Raw genomic sequence first — 21,360 nt, 5'->3', positions numbered from 1 at the left:
ACCTTGTGACAGATGCTACGGAGGAATGCCCAGGCTAGTCTGTGCCCAAGCTGTGTAGCAGCCCAGAATTTTTGGCCGCGTTACTCGACGCGCTACTCGCCCAGACGGCGGGCGTCTACGGCCTCACGCAGGCTTTTCGGCCGGATGTCGGGCCAGTTCTGCTCGATGAAGTCCAGGCATTCCGCCCGGGTCGCCTCGCCGTAGACCTTGCGCCAGCCCTCCGGCACGTCGCTGAAGGTCGGCCACAGGCTGTGTTGCTCCTCATCGTTGACCAGCACGAAGAATGTGCCGTTTTCGTCATCGAAGGGATTGATGCTCATCAGTTCTCCTCATAGTGGGGTGGTTGGACGGGCTGGTCGTACTACCGAGTACCCGGTCCGACAGCAGCCCGAGGCAGCTTAAGTTCGGAAATCCTGGCCCCTGGGTCAGTCCCGACAGGTTTGGCAGGAACAACTTCGGCGCGACGTCGCTGACGGCCAAGTCATAGCCTATGGCCTCCTGGAGGCGGTCCGCGGTCAGCGGACCGCCCAGCCCCAGTTCGAGCAGGTCAAGCGCGTCCTGACTGAAAAGTGAGGTGAACCACAGGGGGTCGGCGCCCGAGCCGTCGATGACGAGATCGAAGCCGTGGACCGTTTCCAGGTTCTCGCTGCCCCGGTTGGTGGACAGCGTCAACCGGATCTGCCCGTCCCGGCCGACCGCGTGGGCCACCCGGCCGCGCAGGTGGTGGATGCGGTCGTCGGCCAGCAGCGCCTCCTGGACGTTCGCCGAGAACACGCCGCGGTCGGTGCGGTTCAGCGCGTCGCGGCGTTCTTGCAGCGTCAGCGCGGTCCAGTCGGTGGGGTTGGAGAACAGCGAGTTCTCGAAGAAGCCCTCGCCCCGGGTGAAGAGCGTGACCTGCGGGGAGATCACCGTGATCGTCGAAACCCGGTGCTGGAACAGCTCGTTGAGCATCGACGCGGCCGTCTCGCCGCCGCCGATCACGGCCACCCGCTCGGCGCAGATCCGGTCGTGGCCGGCGGCGCGATCCCAGAACTGGGCGATCGACAGCGTGCGCGGGTTGCCGGGCAGCAACGACTTTTCCGCCTGGCCCGGCCCGGTGACCAGCAGGGCGTCGGCGTGCACGGTGGTTTCGTGGGTGTGCAGCGCCCACCGGTCACCGGTCACCGCCAGCTTGTCGACCTCGCCGTGCACCACCTTCATGCCGACCTGGTCGGCCACCCAACCCAGGTATTGGCTCCACCGGCGGTGCGGGGGCGCCGGCCTGCCGCGATCGATCCACTGGGCGAACAAGCTGTTCGCGATCAGATACGACTGCCAGCTGTACCGGGTCATCCGTTCGTCGACCTCGGCGTTGCGGCGCGGCACCAACGACGACCGGTAGGGGAACCCGACGTCCTTTTCCGGGCTGGTGCCCAGCCGGTGCGCCCCGTCGGTCCAGCCGCCGCTCGCCTGCCAGTTGGCCCCGACGCCGGTGCGTTCGACGGCGATCACCTCGGGGGCGTCGACGCCCATGTCGCGCAGCACCGACGCCTTCGCGGCCACCGCCACCGCCTTGGCCCCGGCACCGAGGATCGCAAGTGTGCTCATATCACCATCTCCCGCAGACAATCAATCCACAGTTGTTGCAACGCAGTCACATCCGCGTCGCCAAGAATCTCGGGCAGCGCCCGCCACTGCGCGGCCAGGACGCGCTGGCCGTCGAAAGTCAGCACGGTGGCAACGATGGTCAGCTCGTGGCGCACCGCCACGTCCGGCTCCGGCTGCGGCGACACCCCGGTGAGCAGCGCGCGCTCCGGCGTCAGCAGCGTGCTGCCCCCGGTGTGCGCGGCACCGAGGTAGTTCAGCAGCACCTGCGGCCCCGGCAGCGCGGCAAGGCGCTCGGCGGTGTCGGCCCGCAGGTAGCGCAGCAGGCCGTAATCCAGACCATCGCCCGGGATCTCCGCGAGCCACTCCCCGACGCGTCGCGGGTCCGAAGAGTGCACCCGCACCGGGTAGATGGAGCTGAGCAGCCCGATCGTGTCGCCGGTGTCGATGGCGTGGTCCCCATAGGCCCCCGGCGCGTCCACCAAACTGTCGGCGCGGCCGTGGGTTTCGAGCGCCAGCAGCGGCGGCGGCGTGGCCTGGTCGCGGGACTGCCGCCAGCGCGTCACCATCGCCGCGGTGGCCGTGACCAACAAATTGGGCAGCGGGAGGCCGGAATCCAGTAGTCGCTGGGTGGTCTCCGCGTCGGCGGCGACCATGCGCACGCTCAGGTCACCGGCGCGGTCGCGGCCCGGATCGATCCGCCTGCTGCCGAGCGCGGGGTCGTCGCCGTCGAGCTGGGCGGCCCAGAACGGCGCGGTGTCCAGCCGATGCGCCCGCTCGGTGAGCGCGGCGGCCCACCGCCGGTAGCTGGTGTGTTCGCGGACGGGGGCGGGCGCGTGCCCGGCGGCCAATGCCTGCAGGGCCGCGTCCAATTCGCCGATCACGACGCGCCACGACGCCGGGTCCATCGCCAGCACGTGCGCGGCCAGCAGCAGGACGCTGCGCCCGGTGGGCGGCCGCAGCCAGACCGCGCTGAGCAGCACTCCGCGTTCCGGGTCGAGGCGGTCGACGGCGCGGGCCACGTGCGCGGGGACCACCGCTTGCAGATCGTCGGTCGCCTCCACCTCGGTGAGGACATCGGTGCGGCTTTCGGTCGCCGGCGCCGGGACCAGCGTCATGCTGGCGCGATCCAGGCGGGTGCGCAGCACTTCGTGGCCGGCGACGATGCTGGCCAGAGCGGCGCGCAGCTGGTCGCGAGTCACGTTGTCGGGCAGCCGAAGCGCTTCGGTCTGCGCCAGCCTGCGCGGCTCGCCGTACTCGTAGAGCCAGCGGCCGTTGGGCAGCAACGGCATCGGCTCGGTCGTGTCCTCGTCGTCGCGGGCCGCGGCGACGGCCTCGGAGTCGATGGCCTCGGCCAGCTCGCGGACGTTGGCGCATTCGAGAATCAGCCTGGCGCGCAGCGCGATTCCCCTGGCCCGCGCCGCCTGCACCACAGACAGGGCCATGATGCTGTCCACACCGAGTTGCAGGAAGTCTGCGGCGACATCGACGCGGGCCTGACCGAGCAGCTCCGAAAGCAGTTCGGCCAGTGCGGTTTCCGTGGCCGTTTCGGGTGCGGCCTCGGTCGTGGGTTCGGCGGCGTCGAAGGCGCTCAACGCGGCCTCGTCCAGCTTGCCGTTGGAGGTGAGCGGGATTTCGCCGACGATGACGATGCGATGCGGAATCATGTAGCGCGGCAGCCGGGTGCCGAGCATCGCGCGCAGCTCGGCCGCCGACGGTTCCACCGCGTCGGACGCCACCACGTAGGCGGTCAGCCGGGCGGCACCCTGCCGCTGGCGCACCAGGACCCCCGCGTGCCGGACGGCGGGATGGGATTCGAGTGCGGCGGCGATCTCGCCGGGCTCGACGCGGTAGCCGCGGATCTTGACCTGCGCGTCGGCGCGGCCCACGTACTGCAGCGAGCCGTCGGCCGACCGGCGCACCAAATCGCCGGCGCGGTACATCCTTTCGCCGTCCGTGAACGGGTCGGCGAGGAACCGCTGGCTGGTCTCGGCCGCGCGCCCGAGGTAGCCGCGGGCCAGTTGGGCACCGGCCAGGTAGAGCTCGCCGGTCGCGCCGCACGGCACCGGCCGCAGCGCGGAATCCAACACGTACCCGCGGGTGTAGCGGGTCGGGCGCCCGATCGACGGCTCGTCGAGCTCCGCGATGGCTCCCACCACCGCCTCGACGGTGGTCTCGGTGGGGCCGTAGCAGTTGTATGCAGTCATGCCCGTGCGCGCGCACTCGGACCGAATCAGCGCCCACGCGGAGCTGCCGACCGCCTCACCGCCCAGCGCCAGCACCGCCAGCGGCACGGTCGTCAGCAGGCCGCACGCGGCGAGTTGGGCGAACATCGAAGGCGTGGTGTCGATCATGTCGACGCCGTGCTCGGCGATCGCGGTGACCAACGCCTCGGCGTCGGTCTGGGTCGGTTCGTCGACGACGTGCACGCCGTGCCCGTCGAGCAAGCCAACCAGCGGCTGCCAGGCCGCGTCGAACGCGAACGACCACGCGTGCGCGACGCGCAGGGGCCGGCCCAGCCGGGCGGCCGCGGGCCGCAACACGGCGTCCAGGTGGTCGTCGGCGTAGGCGCCCACCGCCGCGTGAGTTCCGATGACGCCCTTGGGTTCTCCCGTCGTGCCCGAGGTGAACACGACGTAGGCGGCCTGCCCGGGTGGCGCGTCGACCGGGCGGAAGTCGGTGGCCTGCTGGGGCTCGGCCGCGAGCAGCTCGTCGTCCACAACGATGGTCGCGCCGGTCTGGCGCAGTATCGACTCCACCCGCTCCGGGGGCATCGACGGTTCCATCGGCACGCACATGCCGCCGGCTTTGAGCACGGCCAGCATCGCGACGACGTACTGCGGGCCGCGCGAAAGCCGGATTGCCACCGGCGTTTCGGCCACTACCCCGCGGGCGGCGAGTTGGACGGCCAGCTCGTTGGCGGCGGCGTCCAGCTCGCCATAACTCAGGCTGCCGCCCGACCAGCTGACCGCGGCGTGGTCCGGTGTCCTGGCCGCGGCGTCGGCGAATCGCGCGTGGATGCCGCGGTACGCCGCCGGGGTGAGCGCACCCGCGGCGCGCGATGGGATCACCTCGTCCTCGAACAGGACGCTGAGCTCGCGCAGCGGGCGGTCCCAGTCCCGCAGCAGTCGCTCGACGGTGGCCAGCACCCGCTCGCCGAAGGTGACCGCGGACGTCGCGCCCAGCGCGCCGTCGATCACCTCGATCAGCACCACCAGTTCGTCGCCCGCCATGTGGGCGGCGATCGCGACCGGGAAGTGCGACAGGTTTTGCAGGGGCTGCGGCCGGAATGTGGCTGCGCCCGCGGTTAATTCGCCGCCGGCGGCCAGACCGTCCAGGGGAAAGTTCTCGTAGACCAGCAGGGTGTCGAACATCTCCCCGACCCCACCGAGCGCCCGCAGCTGGGCGTGCCCGAGGTAGCCGTGCTCGCGCAGCAGCGCCGCGTTGCGCTGCACCGCGCGGCATTGGTCGCCGACACCGGCGGCCGGGTCTAGTCGCACCCGCAGCGGCACCGTGTTGATGAACAGTCCGATCATCGTCTCCACGCCGGCGAGTTCGGCCGGCCGGCCCGACACCGTCACGCCGAACACCACGTCGAGGGTGTCGGTCAGCCGGGACAACACCAGGGCCCACGCCATCTGCATCAGGGTGTTGACGGTGACACCGCGGGATCGGGCGCCGTCGACCAGTTGCCAGGTCTTCTCGGCGGTCAGCCGCAGTTCGGTGGTGCGCGGCAACGCCGCCCGCTGGCCCTCGACCGCCTCGGCCGAGCCCAGCGCGGCCGACAGCAGCGTGGGACCGGTCAGGCCGTCCAGGTGCTGACGCCAAACCCGTTCGCTGGCAGCCGGATCCCGGCCGGCCAGCCAGCCGATGTAGTCACGGTACGGCCGCGGGGCCACCGGCAGCACGGCCAGATCGCCGCCGGCCGAATACAGGATCATCATCTCGTTGACGAACACCGGCAGCGACCAGCCATCGATCACGATGTGATGGGCGGTCAGCACCAAACGCCATCGGGCGCTGGGCAATTCGATGAGCAGGAAGCGGATCGCCGGGCCGCGCTCCAGGTCGAACGGGCGCTGCCGCTCCCCCGCCTCCAGCGCCGGAACGTCCTCGGGTGCGGCGGTGACCGTGCGCCACGGCAGGTCGAACCGGGTCGGCACGATCTGCACCGGACGCGCAATGCCGCGGCTGAAGAAGCTGGCCCGCAGGTTGGGGTGCCGGGTCAACATCTTCGTCGCGCAATCGCGCAACAGGTCGTCGTCGAGTACGCCGGAGATGTCCGCGGCGATGCCGATCAGGTATGGGTCGTCGGCGGGCTGGCCCTCGGCGAATTCGGCGAGGGTGGTCAGCGAGTACAAGCCCTCCTGCAGGGGGCTCAGCGCCATGACGTCCTCGATGCCCGACGCCGCGTCGGTTCTAGTGGCCGTCATGACGTCCCGTCACGCGACGACGACCAAAGTTCGGTCACCGCAGCCAGATCCGAGGCCGACAGGCCCGACGCGCTCATCGGCTCGAAGCGGGTGTCCGCATGCCCGTTGGAAAGTTCGACGTCGGCCGTATCGTCCGAGGCGTCTACCGCGGCGGCGAGTTCCGCCACCGTCGGATTCTCGAAGATCATCCGCGGGCTGACCGCAAGGCCCGCCGCCCGCGCCCGCGCCGCCAACTGAACCGACAGGATGCTGTCGCCGCCCAGAGCGAAGAAGTCGTCGGAGCGCCCGACTTCGGGGGTCGACAGCAGGTCGGCGAACACCTTGGCCAGGGCGTGTTCGGTGTCGGTGCGGGTCGGCTCGATCTGCCCGCTGGTGGTGACCGCGGGCCGCGGCAGCCCCGGCCGGTTCAGCTTGCCCGACTCGGTCTTGGGCAGCGCGTCGAGCACCGTCAACGACGAGGGAATCATGTAACCCGGCAGTGTCCTGGCGATGGCGCCGCGCACCGAACCGGCGAACGCCGCCTTCTCGGCGTCGTCGGCGATGGGTGCCTGTGGCACAACGTATCCCGCGAGCGACGTGCCGCCGTGCAGTTCCCAGGTGCGGGCCGCGGCGGCGGCGACACCGTCGGCCGCCAGCAGGGCGGCCTCGACCTCGGCCAGCTCGACCCGGAAACCGCGCACCTGCACCTGGTGGTCGGCGCGGCCGACGAATTCCAGTTGGCCGCCCTCGGTCCACCGCGCCATGTCGCCGCTGCGATACAGCCGCGAACCGGGCTGGGCGGCATACGGATTGGCCACGAACCGGGTCGCGGTTAGGCCGGACCGCTTCCAGTATCCCCGGGCCAGCTGGTCACCGGCGTAGTACAACTCGCCGACCACGCCGACCGGCACCGGGCGCAGCCCGTCGTCCAGCAGATAGGCGTCCGCACCGGGCAGCGGCTTGCCGACGAGCGGATTCGGCGGGGTCAGCGGCCCGCGCGACACCGAGCTGCTGAACAACATCGGCTCGACCGAGACGTCCGGCGCGGTGTCGCGCNGATTCGGCGGGTTCAGCGGCCCGCGCGACACCGCGCCGGACGTCTCGGTCGAGCCGATGTTGTTCAGCAGCTCGGTGTCGCCGTCGGCGCAACCCGCCACTAGCCGCCGCAGCAGCGATGTGCTCACCGGCTCGCCGCCGCACACCAGCCGCGCCAGCGCCCGCACCGCGTCGGGGCGGGAGTCGACGAGCGCGGACACCAGGCTCGGCACCGCGGTCACCTGCGCGACGGAATGCCGATTCATCAGCGCGCCAAGGGCTTCGACGTCGCGCAGCTCGGTGTCGTTGGCCAGGATCATCGTGGCGCCGGCCGCCAGTCCGGCCAGCATCTCCATGCCGCCCTCGAGGAACGTGATCGAGGCCTGGGCCAGGCGAACGTCGTCGCGGGTGCGCGGCGGGTAGTGGCGCAGCTGCCAGTCCAGCCGGGCCGACATCGACCGGTGGGTGCCCACCGCGCCCTTTGGCTTGCCGGTGGACCCGGACGTGAACACCAGGTACATCGGGTCTTCGGGGTGCGGCGCGGGGAAGTCGCGCGATGGCGCGTCGTCGTTGTCGAGCGCCGCACGCACCTGCGGGTCGTCCAGCGAGACGAGGGTGACGCCGGCAATGTCGGGCATGGTGTCCAGCGCCTCGATGGTCGCCAGCACGACCGGCGGCTTGACGTCGTCGACCATGAATTCCTTGCGCGCCAGCGGATAACCCGGATCGATCGGGAAGTAACCGCCGCCGGCCTTCATGATGGCCACCAGCGCCACCACCAGATCGATGCTGCGGCGCATCGACAATCCGACCAGCGAGCCCGGCCCGACCTCATGCTCGACGAGCAGCGCCGCCAGGTTGTCCGAACGACGGTGCAGCGCAGGGTAATCGATGTGCTCGTCGCCGCAGCGCACCGCGATCCGGTCGGATCCCAACTCCCGGCTGGGCCGCAACAGATCCGGGATGGTGCGCGGCCGGTCCTGCGGCGGCAGCTCACCGCGGCTCCAGCCCGCGACGATGCGGTGCTGCTCGTCGTCCTCGATCAGCCGGACGTCGCGCAGCGACTGATCGGCGTCGTTGGCGAACTCGGTGACGACGCGGGCCAGCCAACCGGCCAGCCGCTCGATGGTCGCCCGGCGGTACAGCTCGGTGCGGAAGATGACCGCGCAGTTGTAGCCGGTGTCGCCCGACCCGTCGGTGCCGAAGAAGTTGACGGACAGATCGGCGTGCGCCATGTCGAAGGTGGGGTCCAGCGAGGTGCACACCGTGTCCTGGCCACCGGACTCGGGCGCCGAGTCGATCACCCGCGCGGCGGCGAGGTGCTCGCGCACGTGTACGACGACCTGGAACAGCGGGTTGCGCGACAGCGACCGGACCGGGCTGACACTGTCGACCACCCGGTCGAAGGGCAGGTCCTGATGGGCGTAGGCGGCCAGCGCCGTCTCCCGGGCCCGGGTCAGCGCCTCGCGCAGCGTCGGGTTGCCTCCCAAGTTGTTGCGCAGCACCAGGATATTGACGAAGAAGCCGATCAGCTGCTCGAGCTCGGTCTCGGTGCGGCCGGCCACCGGGGTGCCCAACGGAATGTCAACACCGCCGCCTGCCTTGTGCAGCACGACGGCGACGGCCGTCTGCAGCAGCATGAATTCGGTGATGCCCAGCTCGCGGCACAGCTCCGAAAGCTTGCCGCGGGTCGCCGAGTCGATGCTGAATTCGACCGATTCACCCGCCCCACTCGGCACCGGCTGGCGCGGGAAGTCCGGCCGCAGCCCGGCGTCCTCGGCCAGCCCGGCCAGCTGCGACACCCAATACTCCCGCTGCTCGGCGGCGACGTTGGACTCCTGCCCGCTGGAGTCACCCAGGAACGCGCCCTGCCAGGCCGCGTAGTCGGCGTACTGCACCCGCAGCGGCGCCCACGACGGCGCCTCGCCCGTGCGCCGGGCGCGGTAGGCCGTCATGATGTCGGCGAACAGCACGCCCGCCGACCAGTGGTCGGAGGCGATGTGGTGGACCACCAGCGACAGCACGTGCTCGCCCTCGTTGGTGTCGAACACCGCGACCCGAATCGGCCATTCGCCGTCCAGCTCAAAGCAATACCGTCGCTCGGTGTCGAGACGCTCCTTGAGCCAGACCTCGCTGTCCCCGTGGGCGCCGTCGGCGACCTCGCGGCGTACCGTCAGCCCGCCGGCCGGGTTGACCACTTGGTATGGCACACCGTCGATTTCGACGTAGCTGGTGCGCAAAATCTCGTGCCGGGCGACGACGTCGCCGGCCGCGGCGATCAGGGCGTCGATGTCCCACGGCCCGCTCAGCCTCGCGGCGAAGGGGATGTTGTTGACCCAGCTGGGCCCGTCGACGCGGTAGGCGAACCAGCTGCGCAGCTGCGACGACGACAGCGGCAGCGGCTCGTCGTGCGCGGTGGCAACGAGTTTGGGCCGCGACTGCGCGCGCTCCCCGGACCGCAACTGCTCGATCCGCTCGGCCAGCAGCGCGACCGTACCCAGCTCGAAGATGTCGCGGATGCCTATTTCGACGTCGCAATCCGAGCGGATCGCGGTGACCAGTTTGGTGGCCACCAGCGAGTGGCCGCCCAGGTCGAAGAACGAGTCGTCGACGCCGACCCGGTCGTGGCCGAGCAGCCCGGAAAACAGTGCGGCGATTCGGCGTTCGGTGGGCGTGGTCGGCTCGCGGTACTCCGCGCCGGCGGCGATCTCCGGGGCGGGCAGCGCGGTGCGGTCGATCTTGCCGTGGGCGGTGATCGGAATCTCGTCGAGCACCACGTAGGCGGCCGGCGTCATGTAGTCGGGCAGCGCCGCGGCCACCCGCGCGCGGATACGTTCGACCTCAACGGTTTCCGTGCCCTCGCCCGACGCGGGTGTCACGTAGCCCACCAGGCTCTTACCCAGGCCGGGCAAGTCGGAGGCGACGACGACGGCCTGGCCGACGCTGGGGTCCACCGAGATGGCCGCGGCGATCTCGCCCAGCTCGATGCGGAAGCCGCGGATCTTCACCTGCTCGTCGGCCCGGCCGACGAACTCGATATCCCCGTCGGCGTTACGGCGGGCCAGGTCTCCCGACCGGTACAGCCTGCCGCCCGCGGTGAACGGGTCGGCGACGAAGCGCTCGGCCGTCAGCCCGGGCCGGCGGTGGTAGCCGTGCGCGACATGCATTCCACCGATGTAGATTTCGCCGATCACGCCCACCGGCACCGGCTGCAGCGCGTCGTCGAGCAGATAGACCTGCGTGTTGATCTTGGGTCGGCCGATCGGCACGATCCGGGCGCCCTGGGCGCCCTGCACCGGGTAGCTGGTGCAGTTCACCACCGTCTCGGTGGGGCCGTAGAAGTTGTACAGCAGCGCGTCGAAGGTGGCGTGGAACTTGTCGGCGATCTCGCCGGGCAGCGCCTCGCCACCGATGGGCACGCGGCGCAGGGTGCGCCACTGCTTGACGCCCGGCAGCGACAGGAACAGCCCCAGCAGCGACGGCACGAAGTGCATCGAGGTGATGCCTTCGCGGCTGAGCAGCTCGGTCAGGTAGCCGATGTCGCGCAACCCGTCGGGTCGCGGAATCACCAGCCCGGCACCCATGATCAGCGTGCCGAAGATCTCGCCCATGGACACGTCGAAGCTGGGTGACGCGACCTGCAGCAGCCGCTCGGTGTCGTCGATGCGGTACTCGTCGCCGAACCAGACGAAGTACTCGGCGATCGGCGCGTGCGGAACGGGAACGCCCTTGGGCAGCCCGGTCGAGCCGGAGGTGTAGATCAGGTAGGCGGTGTTCTGCGGGCCCAGCGGGCGAAGCAGGGTGGGCTCGGTGACCGGGTAGTCGTCCAGACCGGTAATCGGTTCGCGCAGAATCAGTTTGGCATCGGCGTCGCCGAGGATGAAGGTCAGCCGGTCCTGCGGGTAGGTGGGGTCCACCGGCAGATAGACCGCGCCCGATTTCAGAATGCCGAGCGAGGTGATGACCAGTTCGGGCGACTTGTCCAGCAGCACCGCGATCCGGTCCTCGGTGCCGATGCCCTGCTCGATGAGCCAGTGCGCCACCCGGTTCGACTCTTCGTCGATCTCGCGATAGGTGTACTCGCGGCCCTCGTAGACCACGGCGACGGCATCGGGTTTGAGCGCCGTCCGGCGGGTCACCAGGGCGGGCAGGGTCGCGGCCGGCGTGCTGAACTCTTCACCGGTCGACACCCGGCGCAGCCAGTCGGCGTCGTCGTCGCTCATCAACCTGCACGCCGACAGCCTGCCGTCGGGGTCGGCCAGCGCGCTGTCCAGCAGCACCACATAGTGGCGCAGCAGCTGTTCGACCAACTCGCGATCCAGCACCTCGACCAGGTACTCGGCCTCGACCAGCCCGCCGCCGCGGCCGTCCGCCACGCGAGCTAGCTCGACCATGAAACTCAGTGGCAGCTGGTTGAAGTGGCCGCGCAATTCGCCGCGCTCGCAGCGCACGCCGGCCGGCGCGAAGCCCGGTCCGTCGGCGTCGCGCTGCCCGAAGCTCACCCGCGTCATCCGGTCCGCGCCGTGCCGTCGGTCGGGATTGGATTCGCGTACCAGCCGATCCAGGTCGGCGCGCGAATGCGCGAACGCGCCGACCGCGTTGTCCCGCGTCTCGGTGAGCAGGTCGCGGAACGTCTGATGAGACTGCGGGCGCAGCCGGATCACGACCGTGTTGCCGTAGTAGCCGATCGCGTCTTCGGTTCCCACCCCGCGGTTGAGCACCGGCGCCGCGATCAGGAAGTCGGTCGATCCGGTGTAGCGGTGCACCAGCGCCGCGAAGGCCGCCATCAGCACCATGTACGGCGTGGCACCGGTTTCGCGTGCCAGCGCCGCCGCGTGGGCGATGACGTCCGCCGACAGCTGCGCGGTGGCGCGCTGCGCACGCAGGGTGCTCGGCACCACCGAACCGTTGGGGCCCGGAAGCTCAAGTGGCTCAGGTAGATCCGTAATCAGCGGCCGCCAGTAGTCAAGGTCTGCCGCGCGGCGTTCGTCGGACGCCGGATCGACGCCGGGGGCCAGCACCGCCGGTTCGCCGGCATACCCCTGCGGGTCGGCATACGCGTGGGTCAGGTCGGTGAAGAACGGTTCCCACGACCCGTCGTCCCAGGCGATGTGGTGGACCGTGATCAGCATCATCAACTCGCCGGCGGACAACCGCGCGACGGTGACCCGCAGCGGCGAATCCTTGGTCAGGTCGAACGGCCGGCCGAAGTCGCGCTGCGCCAACACGTCCAGCCGCAGCCGCCGCGCCTGGTCAGTCAGCTCGGACAGGTCGTGATCGGCCCACTCCGGGCGCAGCTCCGCACGGACCACCGGCTGCGGGTCGCCCTCGCTCGTGGTGTCGAACGTGGTGCGCAGCACGACGTGCCGCGCGGCCACGGCGTCGACCGCCTGGCGCAGCCGGGCGACGTCGACGGTGCCGGTGAGGCGGTAGGACACGCAGATGTTGAGCAACGCGCTGTCGGGGTCGACCGACTGCACGAACCACATCCGGTGCTGGCCGGCCGAGATCCGCGACTCGTCGTCCGCCACGGCCACGCCGCCCTCGGGCCTGGCCAGGCCGCGTTCGGCGATCTTGCGGCGCAACAGTTCCAAGCGCTGTTCGTCGAGCCGGGCGCTGGCCCCGGTGGTTTCAGTCACGCTAGGACTCCAACCTTTCTAGCATCGCGAGCTTCGAGTGTTGCTCCCCGTGGGGAGCGGCCGGGCGCTCAAAGGATCGCGCCGCCGGCGGTGTGGTTGAGTCGACGCGCAGGGCGTCGATCAGTTCGTGGACGGTGATGCCACCGAGCATGCGCGCCACCGGAACCGAGTTCCCCACGGTCCGGCGCAGCCGCTTGCGAAGGTCAAGCGCGAGCAACGAATCGACGCCGAGGTCGATCAGCGACGCGCTCGCATCGATCGATGCCGCGTCGCCCAGGTGCAGGGTCGCGGCCAGCTCGACGCGCACCACCTCGGCCAGTGGCTTCGCCGCGGCCTCGGTGCCGCCGTCGGTCGCACCGTCGCCGTCGTGCGGAGCGCTGAACGGCATTGGCATGCCCTGACTTTCGAAGAACACCGCGAGCCGGTCGAAGTCCGCGTCGAAGACCAGCGGATCGGTGCCGTAGCGGTAGAGGCTGGCCTCGATCGCCAGCTCAGGGTCCATCGCGACCAATCCGGACCGCTCGGTGCGGGTGATCTCGTTGGCCGCTACCACCCCGGCGCTTCGCCATAGCCCCCACCGGATCGCGGTGCAGTCGCGGCCACCGCGCCGCAGCTGGGCGGCCAACACGTCGAGCATCCGGTTGGACGCCGCGTACGCCGCGTGGCTGTAGCCGCCCCACACACCGAATACCGAGGAGCAGGCCAGGATCCGGCAGTCGTCTCGCAGCGGCCAGGCGTCGACCAGCCGCGCCAGGCCGACGACCTTCGCGGCGCAAACCTCGGCGACGTCCGCGCCGGTCAAGTCGGAACGGCGGCGGGCCCTGGCGATGCCGGCCGTGTGGATCACCAAAGAGGCACCGGCACCGGCGTATTCGGCCGCGACGGCGGACACCGCTGCGGCGTCGGTGATGTCGCAGCGTGGGGCCTGCACCTGCACGTCGTAGTTCTCGGCGAGCTGCGCCACGGCGGCGTCGTCAACACCGTTGCGGCTCAACAGTGTCAGCGTGCGCGCTCCGTGCTCGACGCAGTAGCGGGCGTACTGCAGGCCGATGGCCCCGCTGCCGCCGGTGATCACCACGTGGTCCAGGGCGGCGCCGTCCACCGGGCGCATCGTCGCCGACTCGCGGCAATCGCGGAACGTCCGGACGTAGCGTTGCGGCGACTTGCCGCCCCGCAGCGCGATCTCGGCCGCCTCGCCGAGCAGGGTGTCGACGACGGCGAGCGCCGTGTCGGCGTCGACGTCGCGGTGCGCGAGGTCGAGATGCCCGAAGGCCTGATCCGGGAATTCGAAGCCGACGCTGCGATGCATCGCGGCCAGCGCCGCCTGCGCGCCCGAGACATTCGGGTCGTCGGGACCTACCTGTTCGGCTCCGGCGGTGAGCAGCCAGACCGCCCGGCATCGCGGCCCGACGATCGCGGCGTAATCCGGCAGGCCCGCGTCCGTCCGCCCGCCGATCCGCTCGATCGCGGCGGCGGCGTCCGATCCGTCGAGCTCCGGCGCGATGATCGCCACGATCTCCGCCTCGTGGGGGGACACGGCGCGGCAGCCCGGGTGACCGGCGACCGCGTCGATCAGCCGTTGCGTCCAGGCCGCGGGTTCGCCGACAAACCCGATGCCGCAGGCCGTTACGCGGTCGGTGGGCGATGGCGCCGCGGGCTGCCAGTCCTCGGCCGCGACGGTCAGCGCGGGAACCGGTGCGCTGTCGGCCAGCGGTTCCGGTGTCGCCCACAGGTGCAGCGCCCGCATCGGCGCATTGGGGAACTTTCGCAGCAGCGGCGGCTGGATACCCGCCGGCAGGGCGTTGGCCCACCGGCAGTCGGGGTACGCGGTCGCGACGGCGGCGAGGTTCGACGACAGCGAGTCGGCAATGGACTTGTCCCGATGGCCGGAGCCGACCGCCACGCCCCACTCGTCGTCGAGGATGTCGGCCAGCGGATACAGCAGCGACGGGTGCGCGGACATCTCCACGAATACGTCGGCGCCCGACTTCTGGGCGAACTGCACGGCCCGGTCGAACCGCACGGTGCCGCAGAGGTTTTCGTACCAATATTCGGAGAAGTCGGTATCGGCGCCCACCTCGGCGCCGAAGGTGGATCCGATGAACTTCATCGGTCCGTCCCGGAAGGCCGAGTCGGGGACGCGCTCGATCAGGTTGTTGCGCAACGGCCTTAGCGCACTGGTGTGCCCCGGATAGTCGACGGCCAGTTGGTGGGTGAAGATGTCCCGCTGCCCCGCCAGCCGCACCGCGGCGGCCACCGCGTCCACATCGCCGGACACCACGGTCGACGACGGGCCGTTGACCGCCGAGACCTCCAGCCAGCCCGCGGTGTCGGCCAGCACGGACTCGGACTCGTCGACGCCGGCGCCCAGCACCGCCATCGCGTACCGGCCGGTCAGGCTGTCGACGACGGTGGCGCGCGCCCCCACCAGAGCGACGGCATCGGCAAGCGATACCGCCTGCGCCACATGGGCCGCCGCGACCTCGCCGAGACTGTGCCCGACGGTCATGTCCGGGAACACCCCGAAGAACCGCCACGCCGCGGCCAGGCTGACCGCATGGGTGAACTGCGCGCCTTGGATCTCGGTCCGGGCCCAGTCCCGATCCAGCTCGCCCACCAGATACGGCAGCGGGGAAGCAAAGCCGGCGGCGAGGAACGCGTCCGCGCAGCTGTCGGCCGTCTCGCGGTAGGCCGGCAGCCGGCCGTAGGCGTCGGCGCCCATCCCCCGCCATTGGTTGCCCTGGCCCGGAAAGACGAACGCGATGCGCGGCGCCGCGGCCCCGGTGGCACGGGCGACCAGCTCGTGGTCGTCGCCGCGGGCGATCGCCGACAGCGCCTCGACCAGCTCGGCGCGGTTCGCGGCCCGCGCGACGGCGCGGTGGCGCCGCACCCGCCGCAGCCGCATCAGCGTCGCGGCGACCGCCGCGACCACCTCGGCGGAATCGCCGGCGCTGCGGTCGAGATAGTCCAGGATCGCCGCGGCTTCCTGGCGGATGAGCTCTTTGTCGTGCGCGGTGAGCAGCACCGGGACACGGCCGTCGGGCAACACATGAGTGAGCACTAGGCGACCTCGGGGACGGACACGATCAGGTGCGCGTTAGTGCCGGCGATTCCGAAGGCGGATGCCACGGCGGTCCGCAGGCCGCCGATCGCGGGCCAGGGTGTGAGGGTCTGCGCGAGCCGTAAACCCTGGCTGTCCCAGTCGATTTCGGGGCTGGGTTCGGCGGCGTGCAGGGTGGGCGGTACGGCGCCGTGTTCAGCGGAGATCAGGACCTTGGCCAGCCCGAGTGCGCCCGCCGCGGCCAGCGAATGGCCGACATTGGATTTCACCGATCCCAGCAACGCACCGGTTCCCGGCGCGACGTCGCCGTAAGTCTTTGCCAGCGAGTGCAATTCGGTGCGGTCGCCGAGCCGTGTGCCGGTGCCGTGGCCCTCGATCATCCCCACCTCTTCGGGCTTGATCTCGGCCCGGTCGATGGCGCGGCGGAATAACCGAACCTGCGCCTCCTCGCTGGGCGCGCTCAGGCCGGCGCTGCGCCCGTCCTGGTTGACGGCAGTGGCGCGGACCTCGGCCAGGATCGGCCTGCCGTCACGCAGCGCGGCCGATTTGCGTTGCAGCACAAACATGGCCGCTCCTTCGGCCCACACCGTCCCGCTCGCGTGGGCGCTGTACGGGCGGCACACGCCGTCGTCGGACAGGGCATGCTGTTTGGAGAATTCGACGAAGAAGCCGGGCGAGCCCAGCACGTTGACGCCGCCGGCCAGCGCCATGTCGCAGTCCCCGTTCTGCAGCGAGCGCACGGCGACGTGGAAGGCCACCAGCGCGGACGCGCACGAGGAGTCGAGGGTGAGGGCCGGTCCGGACAGCCCGAGCGTGTAGGCGATCCGGCCGGAGATCACGCTCAGCGCGGTGCCGGCGAGCAGGTGACCGCTGTGCCCGGAAAACTCCGCCATCTCCGGCCCGTATCCGGTGGCGGACGCGCCGACGAAGCAGCCCACGTCGTGGCCGGCCAAGTCGTCGGGATTGATGCCGCTGTTTTCCAGCGCGCGCCAGGAAACCCGGAGCACGACCCGCTGCTGCGGATCCATGGCGACGGCCTCGCGGGGCGAGATGCCGAAGAATTCCGGGTCGAAGGTCGTTGCGCCGCGCAGGAACCCGCCCTTGTCGTGGATCTCCTTGAACCCGCTGCGGCGCGATCCGGCCAGCAGGTCCGCGACCGCCCAGCCGCGATCGGTGGGGAACGGGCTCAGCGCCTCGCGGCCGTTCACCAGCAGCTCCCAAAAGCCGTCGGCGGTGTCGATGCCGCCGGGCGCCTCGACGCCCATGCCGACGATCACGACGGGATCGAACCCGTTGTCAGGCATCGGCATTCACCTGCGCGGCGACCGAATCGACATGGTCGTAAAGATAGAAGTGGCCGCCGTCGTACAGCGACAGCTCATACGATCCGGCGGTGTGCCTCGCCCACAGCCGCAGCACTTCGATGGCGATGCGATGGTCGTCGCGCCCGCCGAGGACGTGGATGTCGGTGCCGACCCGGATGTCGGGGCTGGGCTCGTAGCGGTTGAACGCCTCGTAGTCGGCGCGCATCGCGGTGGCCAGCAATTCGGAAAACTCCTCGTCGGCAAGGAGTTCGGGATCGGTGCCACCCAAATCGGCGAGCTCGGCCAGCACCTCGTCATTGCTGGTCGGCAGCTCCGGCATCTCGGCGACCACGCACGGCGGCGGTCCGGCCGATGCCCACAGCTTCTGCACGGCGACACCGCGCTCCTCGGCGACCCGGGCGAACTCGAACGCGACGACCGCACCCATGCTGTGCCCGAACAACCGCAGCGGCGCAACACTGCCCCACGGGCCGGCCTCGAAGAGGCCGAGGGCAAGGTCGTGCACGGTTTCGTGCGCCGGCTCGTTCAGCCGATCGGCCCGCTGCGGATACTGCACGATGTAGGTGTCCGCGCCAGCGGCCAGCGCGCTGGCCAGCGCCCGGTAGCTCGCCGCGGCCGCCCCGGCATGGGGAAAGACCACGATCGCGCCCTTGGAGGGCCCTGACGATCCGGCGTTGCGTCCCGGGATGCGCTTGATCCAGGACGGAAACGTCGAAGGCGTACTCACCAGGTCTTGGAATGTCATTGCACCGCTTCGCATTCCGCGGGCTGTCCGGATGCCGCCAGCACCGAGTCGGCGTCCATGCCGATGACCTCGAGATACAACTCGGCGACCTTGTCGAGCCGACCGGGCTCACGCTCGCCACGGGCGAGTAGCCCGGCGAGCGTCGAAACGGTGCGGTTGGCGAAGATGTCGGCGACCATGATGTTGGGCGTGTCCAGCCAGGCGCGAATTCGCGCAACCGCCTGGGTGGCCAGCACCGAATCGCCGCCGAGCGCGAAGAAGTCGTCGTCGATGCCCACGCGATCCAAGCCGAGCAGGTCCCCGACGATCGCGGCGAGCGCGGATTCCAGCGCCGTCGACGGCGCCCGGTAACCCGGTGCTTCCGTGTCCGAGCTCGACACCGCGGCGCCCAGCAACCGGGCGACGGCACGCCGGTCGATCTTGCCGGCGTCGGTGAACGGGATCGTCTCGACCGCGACGATGTGGCGCGGAATCATGTGTGTCGGAAGCAGATCAGCGAGGGCCGCACGGATCCGCTCGGCATCGTTCGTCGTGTCCGCGCAGACCGCTGCCGCGAGCACCTCGGCGCCGCCCGACCCGGACAACAAAGCGACCACCGCCATGCCCACGCCCGGTATCCGCCGCAGCGCGGCCTCGACCTCGCCGAGTTCGATTCGGTATCCGCTGATCTTGATTCGGTGATCGGCGCGGCCGACGAATTCCAGTGTGCCGTCGGGCCAATACCGCACCAGGTCGCCGGTGCGGTACCACCGCCGGCCGTCGTGCTCGACGAAACGGTCCGCCGTCAGGTCGGGACGTCCGCGGTAGCCGCGCGCGATGCCTCGGCCGGACACCCAGAATTCGCCGGCGACCCAGTCCGGGCAGTCGTCCCCGGTGTCGCTGACGACGCGGCACGCGTTGTTGTCCAGCGGGGTCCCGAACGGCAGGGCCGTCCAGTCGTCCGGCATGTCGTCGGTGACCTCGAAAATGGTGTTGTGCACTGGTGTTTCGGTCGCGCCGCCCAGGCCGGCGAAGCGCAGACGGGGCGCCTCGGCCCGCAGTTGGCGCACCACCTCGGGCCGCACCCAGTCACCACCGGTGGGTATCACCCGCACCGACGACAGCCGGCCGTGGCCGACCTCGATCAGCATCTCCAGCCAGCCCGGCATGAAGTGCAGCACGGTGACGTGATGTTCGTCGATGAGCCGGGCCCAGGCGTCGGGATCGCGGCGCTGCGCTTCGTCGACCACCACGATCGACCCACCGGTCCGCAGGGTGACGAACAGGTCCATCACCGAGATGTCGCCCTCCAGCGTCGACAGGGCCAGGCAGCGATCCGCGGGGCCGATGTCGAAGTGCCGGCCGATGAATTCCACGGTGTTCATCGCGGCGTCGTGAGTGACCTCCACGCCCTTGGGCTCACCGGTGGAGCCCGAGGTGAACAGCACGTAGGCGAGGTCGGCGGGATCGACTCTGGCGCAAGCGGTCTCGGCTGGGGCGCCCGCCAACACGTCGGCGAGCGTCAGCGCGGGCACCGGCAACGGCTGTTGCTGGCCGCCGCACACCAGGGCCAGGCGCACCTCGCCGGTCGTCAGGATGCGGTCCGCGCGGTCGCGCGGTTGGTCGGCGCCGATCGGCAGGTAGGCCGCGCCCGCGGCCAGGATGCCCAACACGGCGGGCACCTGCTCGGCCGTCTTCGGCCCTACTACGGCGACCGCCTCGCCGGCGCCGACCCCTGCGGCACGCACCGCCTCGGCGACGGCCAGCACCTGATCGCGCAGCTGCGCGTAGCTGAGGTCGCCGGAAGTGGCGAACACCGCCGGCGCATCGGGCTGCCGCTCGGCCTGCCGAAAGAACCCGTCGTGCAAGGCTTCTCCGCTGGGTTCGGCCGTGCGGCCGTTGACCACGGCGCGCACCGCCCGCTGCGCGGCAGGCACGGCGGAGGGATCCGGGGCGTCCCAGACGTCGTCGCCGGATGCCAGCCGGAGCAGTTCGTCGATCTGGTGGGCGAACATGGCATCGACGACGCCCGGCGCGAATACGCCGTCGCGCACATCCCAGTTCACCAGGACGCCGCCGTCGAACTCGGTCACCTGCGCGTCCAGCAGCACCTGGGGGCCCTGCGAGATGATCCACTCGGGCGAGCCGAATTGCCCTGTGACATCGGCGCTGAACAGTTCGCCGAGGCCCAGCGCGCTGGTGAAGACCACCGGCGCCAGCACCTGGGTGCCGCGATGGCGGCTGAGGTCGCGCAGCACGGACAGCCCCGAATAGGACGCATGCGCCGCCGCCGTCCGCATCGACTCCTGCACGGCCTCGGCCCGTTGCGCCGCGGTAGCCGCAGCCGTCAGGTCGACGTTGAGCAGTAGCGAGGAGGTGAAGTCGCCCACCAGCTTCTCGACGTCGGGGTGCAGGGCCTGGCGGCCGAACAGCGGGACGTTCAGCAGGAACCGCGACGAAGCCGACCAGCGGGCCAGGGCGTTGGCGAACGCCGCGGCCAGCGCCATCGCCGGGGTGATCCCCCGCGCGCGGGCGCGGGAGTACAGCGCGTCACGTGTCGCCGGGTCCAGCCAGTGCCAGCGGCGGATGCTTTGGCGCGAGTCGCGGTCACCGCTCGTAGGCGGCATCGGCGGGTCCGGCAGCGCCGCGATGCGCTGCGCCCACCACTCTCGGTCGGCGTCGCGGGCCGGCTGCGGCTGCGCCTCCTCGCGGGCGATGGCCTGGCGGTATTCGCGGTAGCTGTATTCCAGCTCGGGCAGGTCGGAGCCCAGGTACAGCGCGGCGAGGTCGGACATCAGGGTGCGGTAGCTCATCGCGTCGGCGGCCTGCATGTCCAGGTCGACGTGCAGCCGCGACCGCTCGCCGGGCAGCAACGTCAGCGCGAGCTCGAACACCGCGCCGTCCAACTCCTGATGCGACTTGGCATCGCGGATCGCGGCGAGCCGCCGACCGACGGCCCCGGCGTCCAGCTGGCGCAGGTCCTCGACGGCGACCGGGAAGTCGCCGCACTCGTCCGCCGGGGCGATGTGCTGGGTGCCGTCGGGCGAGAACCGCACCCGCAGCATCGGGTGGCGCAGCGCCAGCCGGGTGGCCGCCGCGCGCAGCCGGTCGGGATCGGTCGCCCCGCCGTCGAACTCGACATACAGATGCCCTGCCACCCCGCCGAACTGCTGGTTCGCGGCGCGGCCGACCCACATCGCGTGCTGCATGGGGGCCAACGGAAAGGGCTCGCCCGACGCGTCGGCGGCGTCGGCCTCGGGGGGCGTCGCGTCGGCAGGCCGGTCGACGGCCTGCGAGCCGGTGGCCACCAGCTCCGACCAGGCCTCGATGGTCGGGCTGGCGGAAAGCGCGGCGAAGTCGACGTCGATGCCTTGTTTGCGCCATTTGCCGGCCAGCGACATCATCCGGATGGAGTCCAAGCCCTGGCCGATCAGGTTGCTACCCGGGTGCACCGCGTCGACGCCGACGCCGAGGAGCTCCGCGACTTCCGCGCGGATGTCCTCCGAGTACGCCGGGGAACGCACCACGAATCCTCCTGAATTAGCACAGGCTGCCCTAATTTTTGAAAGTTAGCCTATCC

Annotated in this window: 8 protein-coding genes; all 8 read right to left on the bottom strand. The window is 70.7% G+C overall.

Translation table 11 applies throughout. The features are described 5' to 3' along the window. Positions 1-92 precede the first annotated feature (92 nt). The gene (locus MRAB57_RS19005) at positions 93-320 is read right to left on the bottom strand and encodes an MbtH family protein (RefSeq protein WP_077088721.1); all 228 of its coding nucleotides are present in this window, start codon (positions 318-320) and stop codon (positions 93-95) included. Continuing rightward, positions 298-1,587: an NADPH-dependent L-lysine N(6)-monooxygenase MbtG gene (gene mbtG / locus MRAB57_RS19000; RefSeq protein WP_077088720.1), complete on the bottom strand. Its 1,290-nt coding sequence runs from the start codon at positions 1,585-1,587 to the stop codon at positions 298-300. Before mbtG ends, MRAB57_RS19005 begins: the two co-directional genes overlap by 23 nt. Next, a complete protein-coding gene (locus tag MRAB57_RS18995; RefSeq protein WP_077088719.1) occupies positions 1,584-6,017 on the bottom strand; it encodes a non-ribosomal peptide synthetase in 4,434 nt (1,477 codons plus the stop codon). Before MRAB57_RS18995 ends, mbtG begins: the two co-directional genes overlap by 4 nt. Then, positions 6,014-12,670, bottom strand: coding sequence for a non-ribosomal peptide synthetase (locus MRAB57_RS18990; protein ID WP_077088718.1), 6,657 nt, complete (start codon positions 12,668-12,670; stop codon positions 6,014-6,016). The genes MRAB57_RS18995 and MRAB57_RS18990 overlap by 4 nt, the downstream gene beginning before the upstream one ends. Before the next feature lies 1 nt (position 12,671). Beyond that, complete coding sequence (mbtD, locus tag MRAB57_RS18985) at positions 12,672-15,731, bottom strand: mycobactin polyketide synthase MbtD (RefSeq protein WP_077088717.1); 3,060 nt, start codon at positions 15,729-15,731, stop codon at positions 12,672-12,674. After that, positions 15,731-17,041: a beta-ketoacyl [acyl carrier protein] synthase domain-containing protein gene (locus MRAB57_RS18980; RefSeq protein WP_108637963.1), complete on the bottom strand. Its 1,311-nt coding sequence runs from the start codon at positions 17,039-17,041 to the stop codon at positions 15,731-15,733. Before MRAB57_RS18980 ends, mbtD begins: the two co-directional genes overlap by 1 nt. Continuing rightward, positions 17,028-17,801, bottom strand: coding sequence for a thioesterase II family protein (locus MRAB57_RS18975; RefSeq protein WP_077088716.1), 774 nt, complete (start codon positions 17,799-17,801; stop codon positions 17,028-17,030). The genes MRAB57_RS18980 and MRAB57_RS18975 overlap by 14 nt, the downstream gene beginning before the upstream one ends. Continuing rightward, complete coding sequence (locus MRAB57_RS18970) at positions 17,798-21,307, bottom strand: non-ribosomal peptide synthetase (RefSeq protein ID WP_077088715.1); 3,510 nt, start codon at positions 21,305-21,307, stop codon at positions 17,798-17,800. Before MRAB57_RS18970 ends, MRAB57_RS18975 begins: the two co-directional genes overlap by 4 nt. Positions 21,308-21,360 lie beyond the last annotated feature (53 nt).

It is taken from the genome of Mycobacterium rhizamassiliense, from assembly GCF_900157375.1.
Taxonomy (GTDB): Bacteria; Actinomycetota; Actinomycetes; order Mycobacteriales; family Mycobacteriaceae; genus Mycobacterium; species Mycobacterium rhizamassiliense.
The sequence above is the reverse complement of the archived record's forward strand: the minus strand, read 5'-3'. Positions and strand labels throughout refer to the sequence as shown.

Excerpts from the sequence above, each read along its gene's own strand:
- MRAB57_RS18975 (WP_077088716.1), bottom strand. The coding sequence starts at position 17,801 with ATGACATTCCAAGACCTGGTGAGTACGCCTTCGACGTTTCCGTCCTGG.
- MRAB57_RS19005 (WP_077088721.1), bottom strand. The coding sequence starts at position 320 with ATGAGCATCAATCCCTTCGATGACGAAAACGGCACATTCTTCGTGCTG.
- mbtG (WP_077088720.1), bottom strand. The coding sequence starts at position 1,587 with ATGAGCACACTTGCGATCCTCGGTGCCGGGGCCAAGGCGGTGGCGGTG.
- MRAB57_RS18980 (WP_108637963.1), bottom strand. The coding sequence starts at position 17,041 with ATGCCGATGCCTGACAACGGGTTCGATCCCGTCGTGATCGTCGGCATG.
- MRAB57_RS18995 (WP_077088719.1), bottom strand. The coding sequence starts at position 6,017 with ATGACGGCCACTAGAACCGACGCGGCGTCGGGCATCGAGGACGTCATG.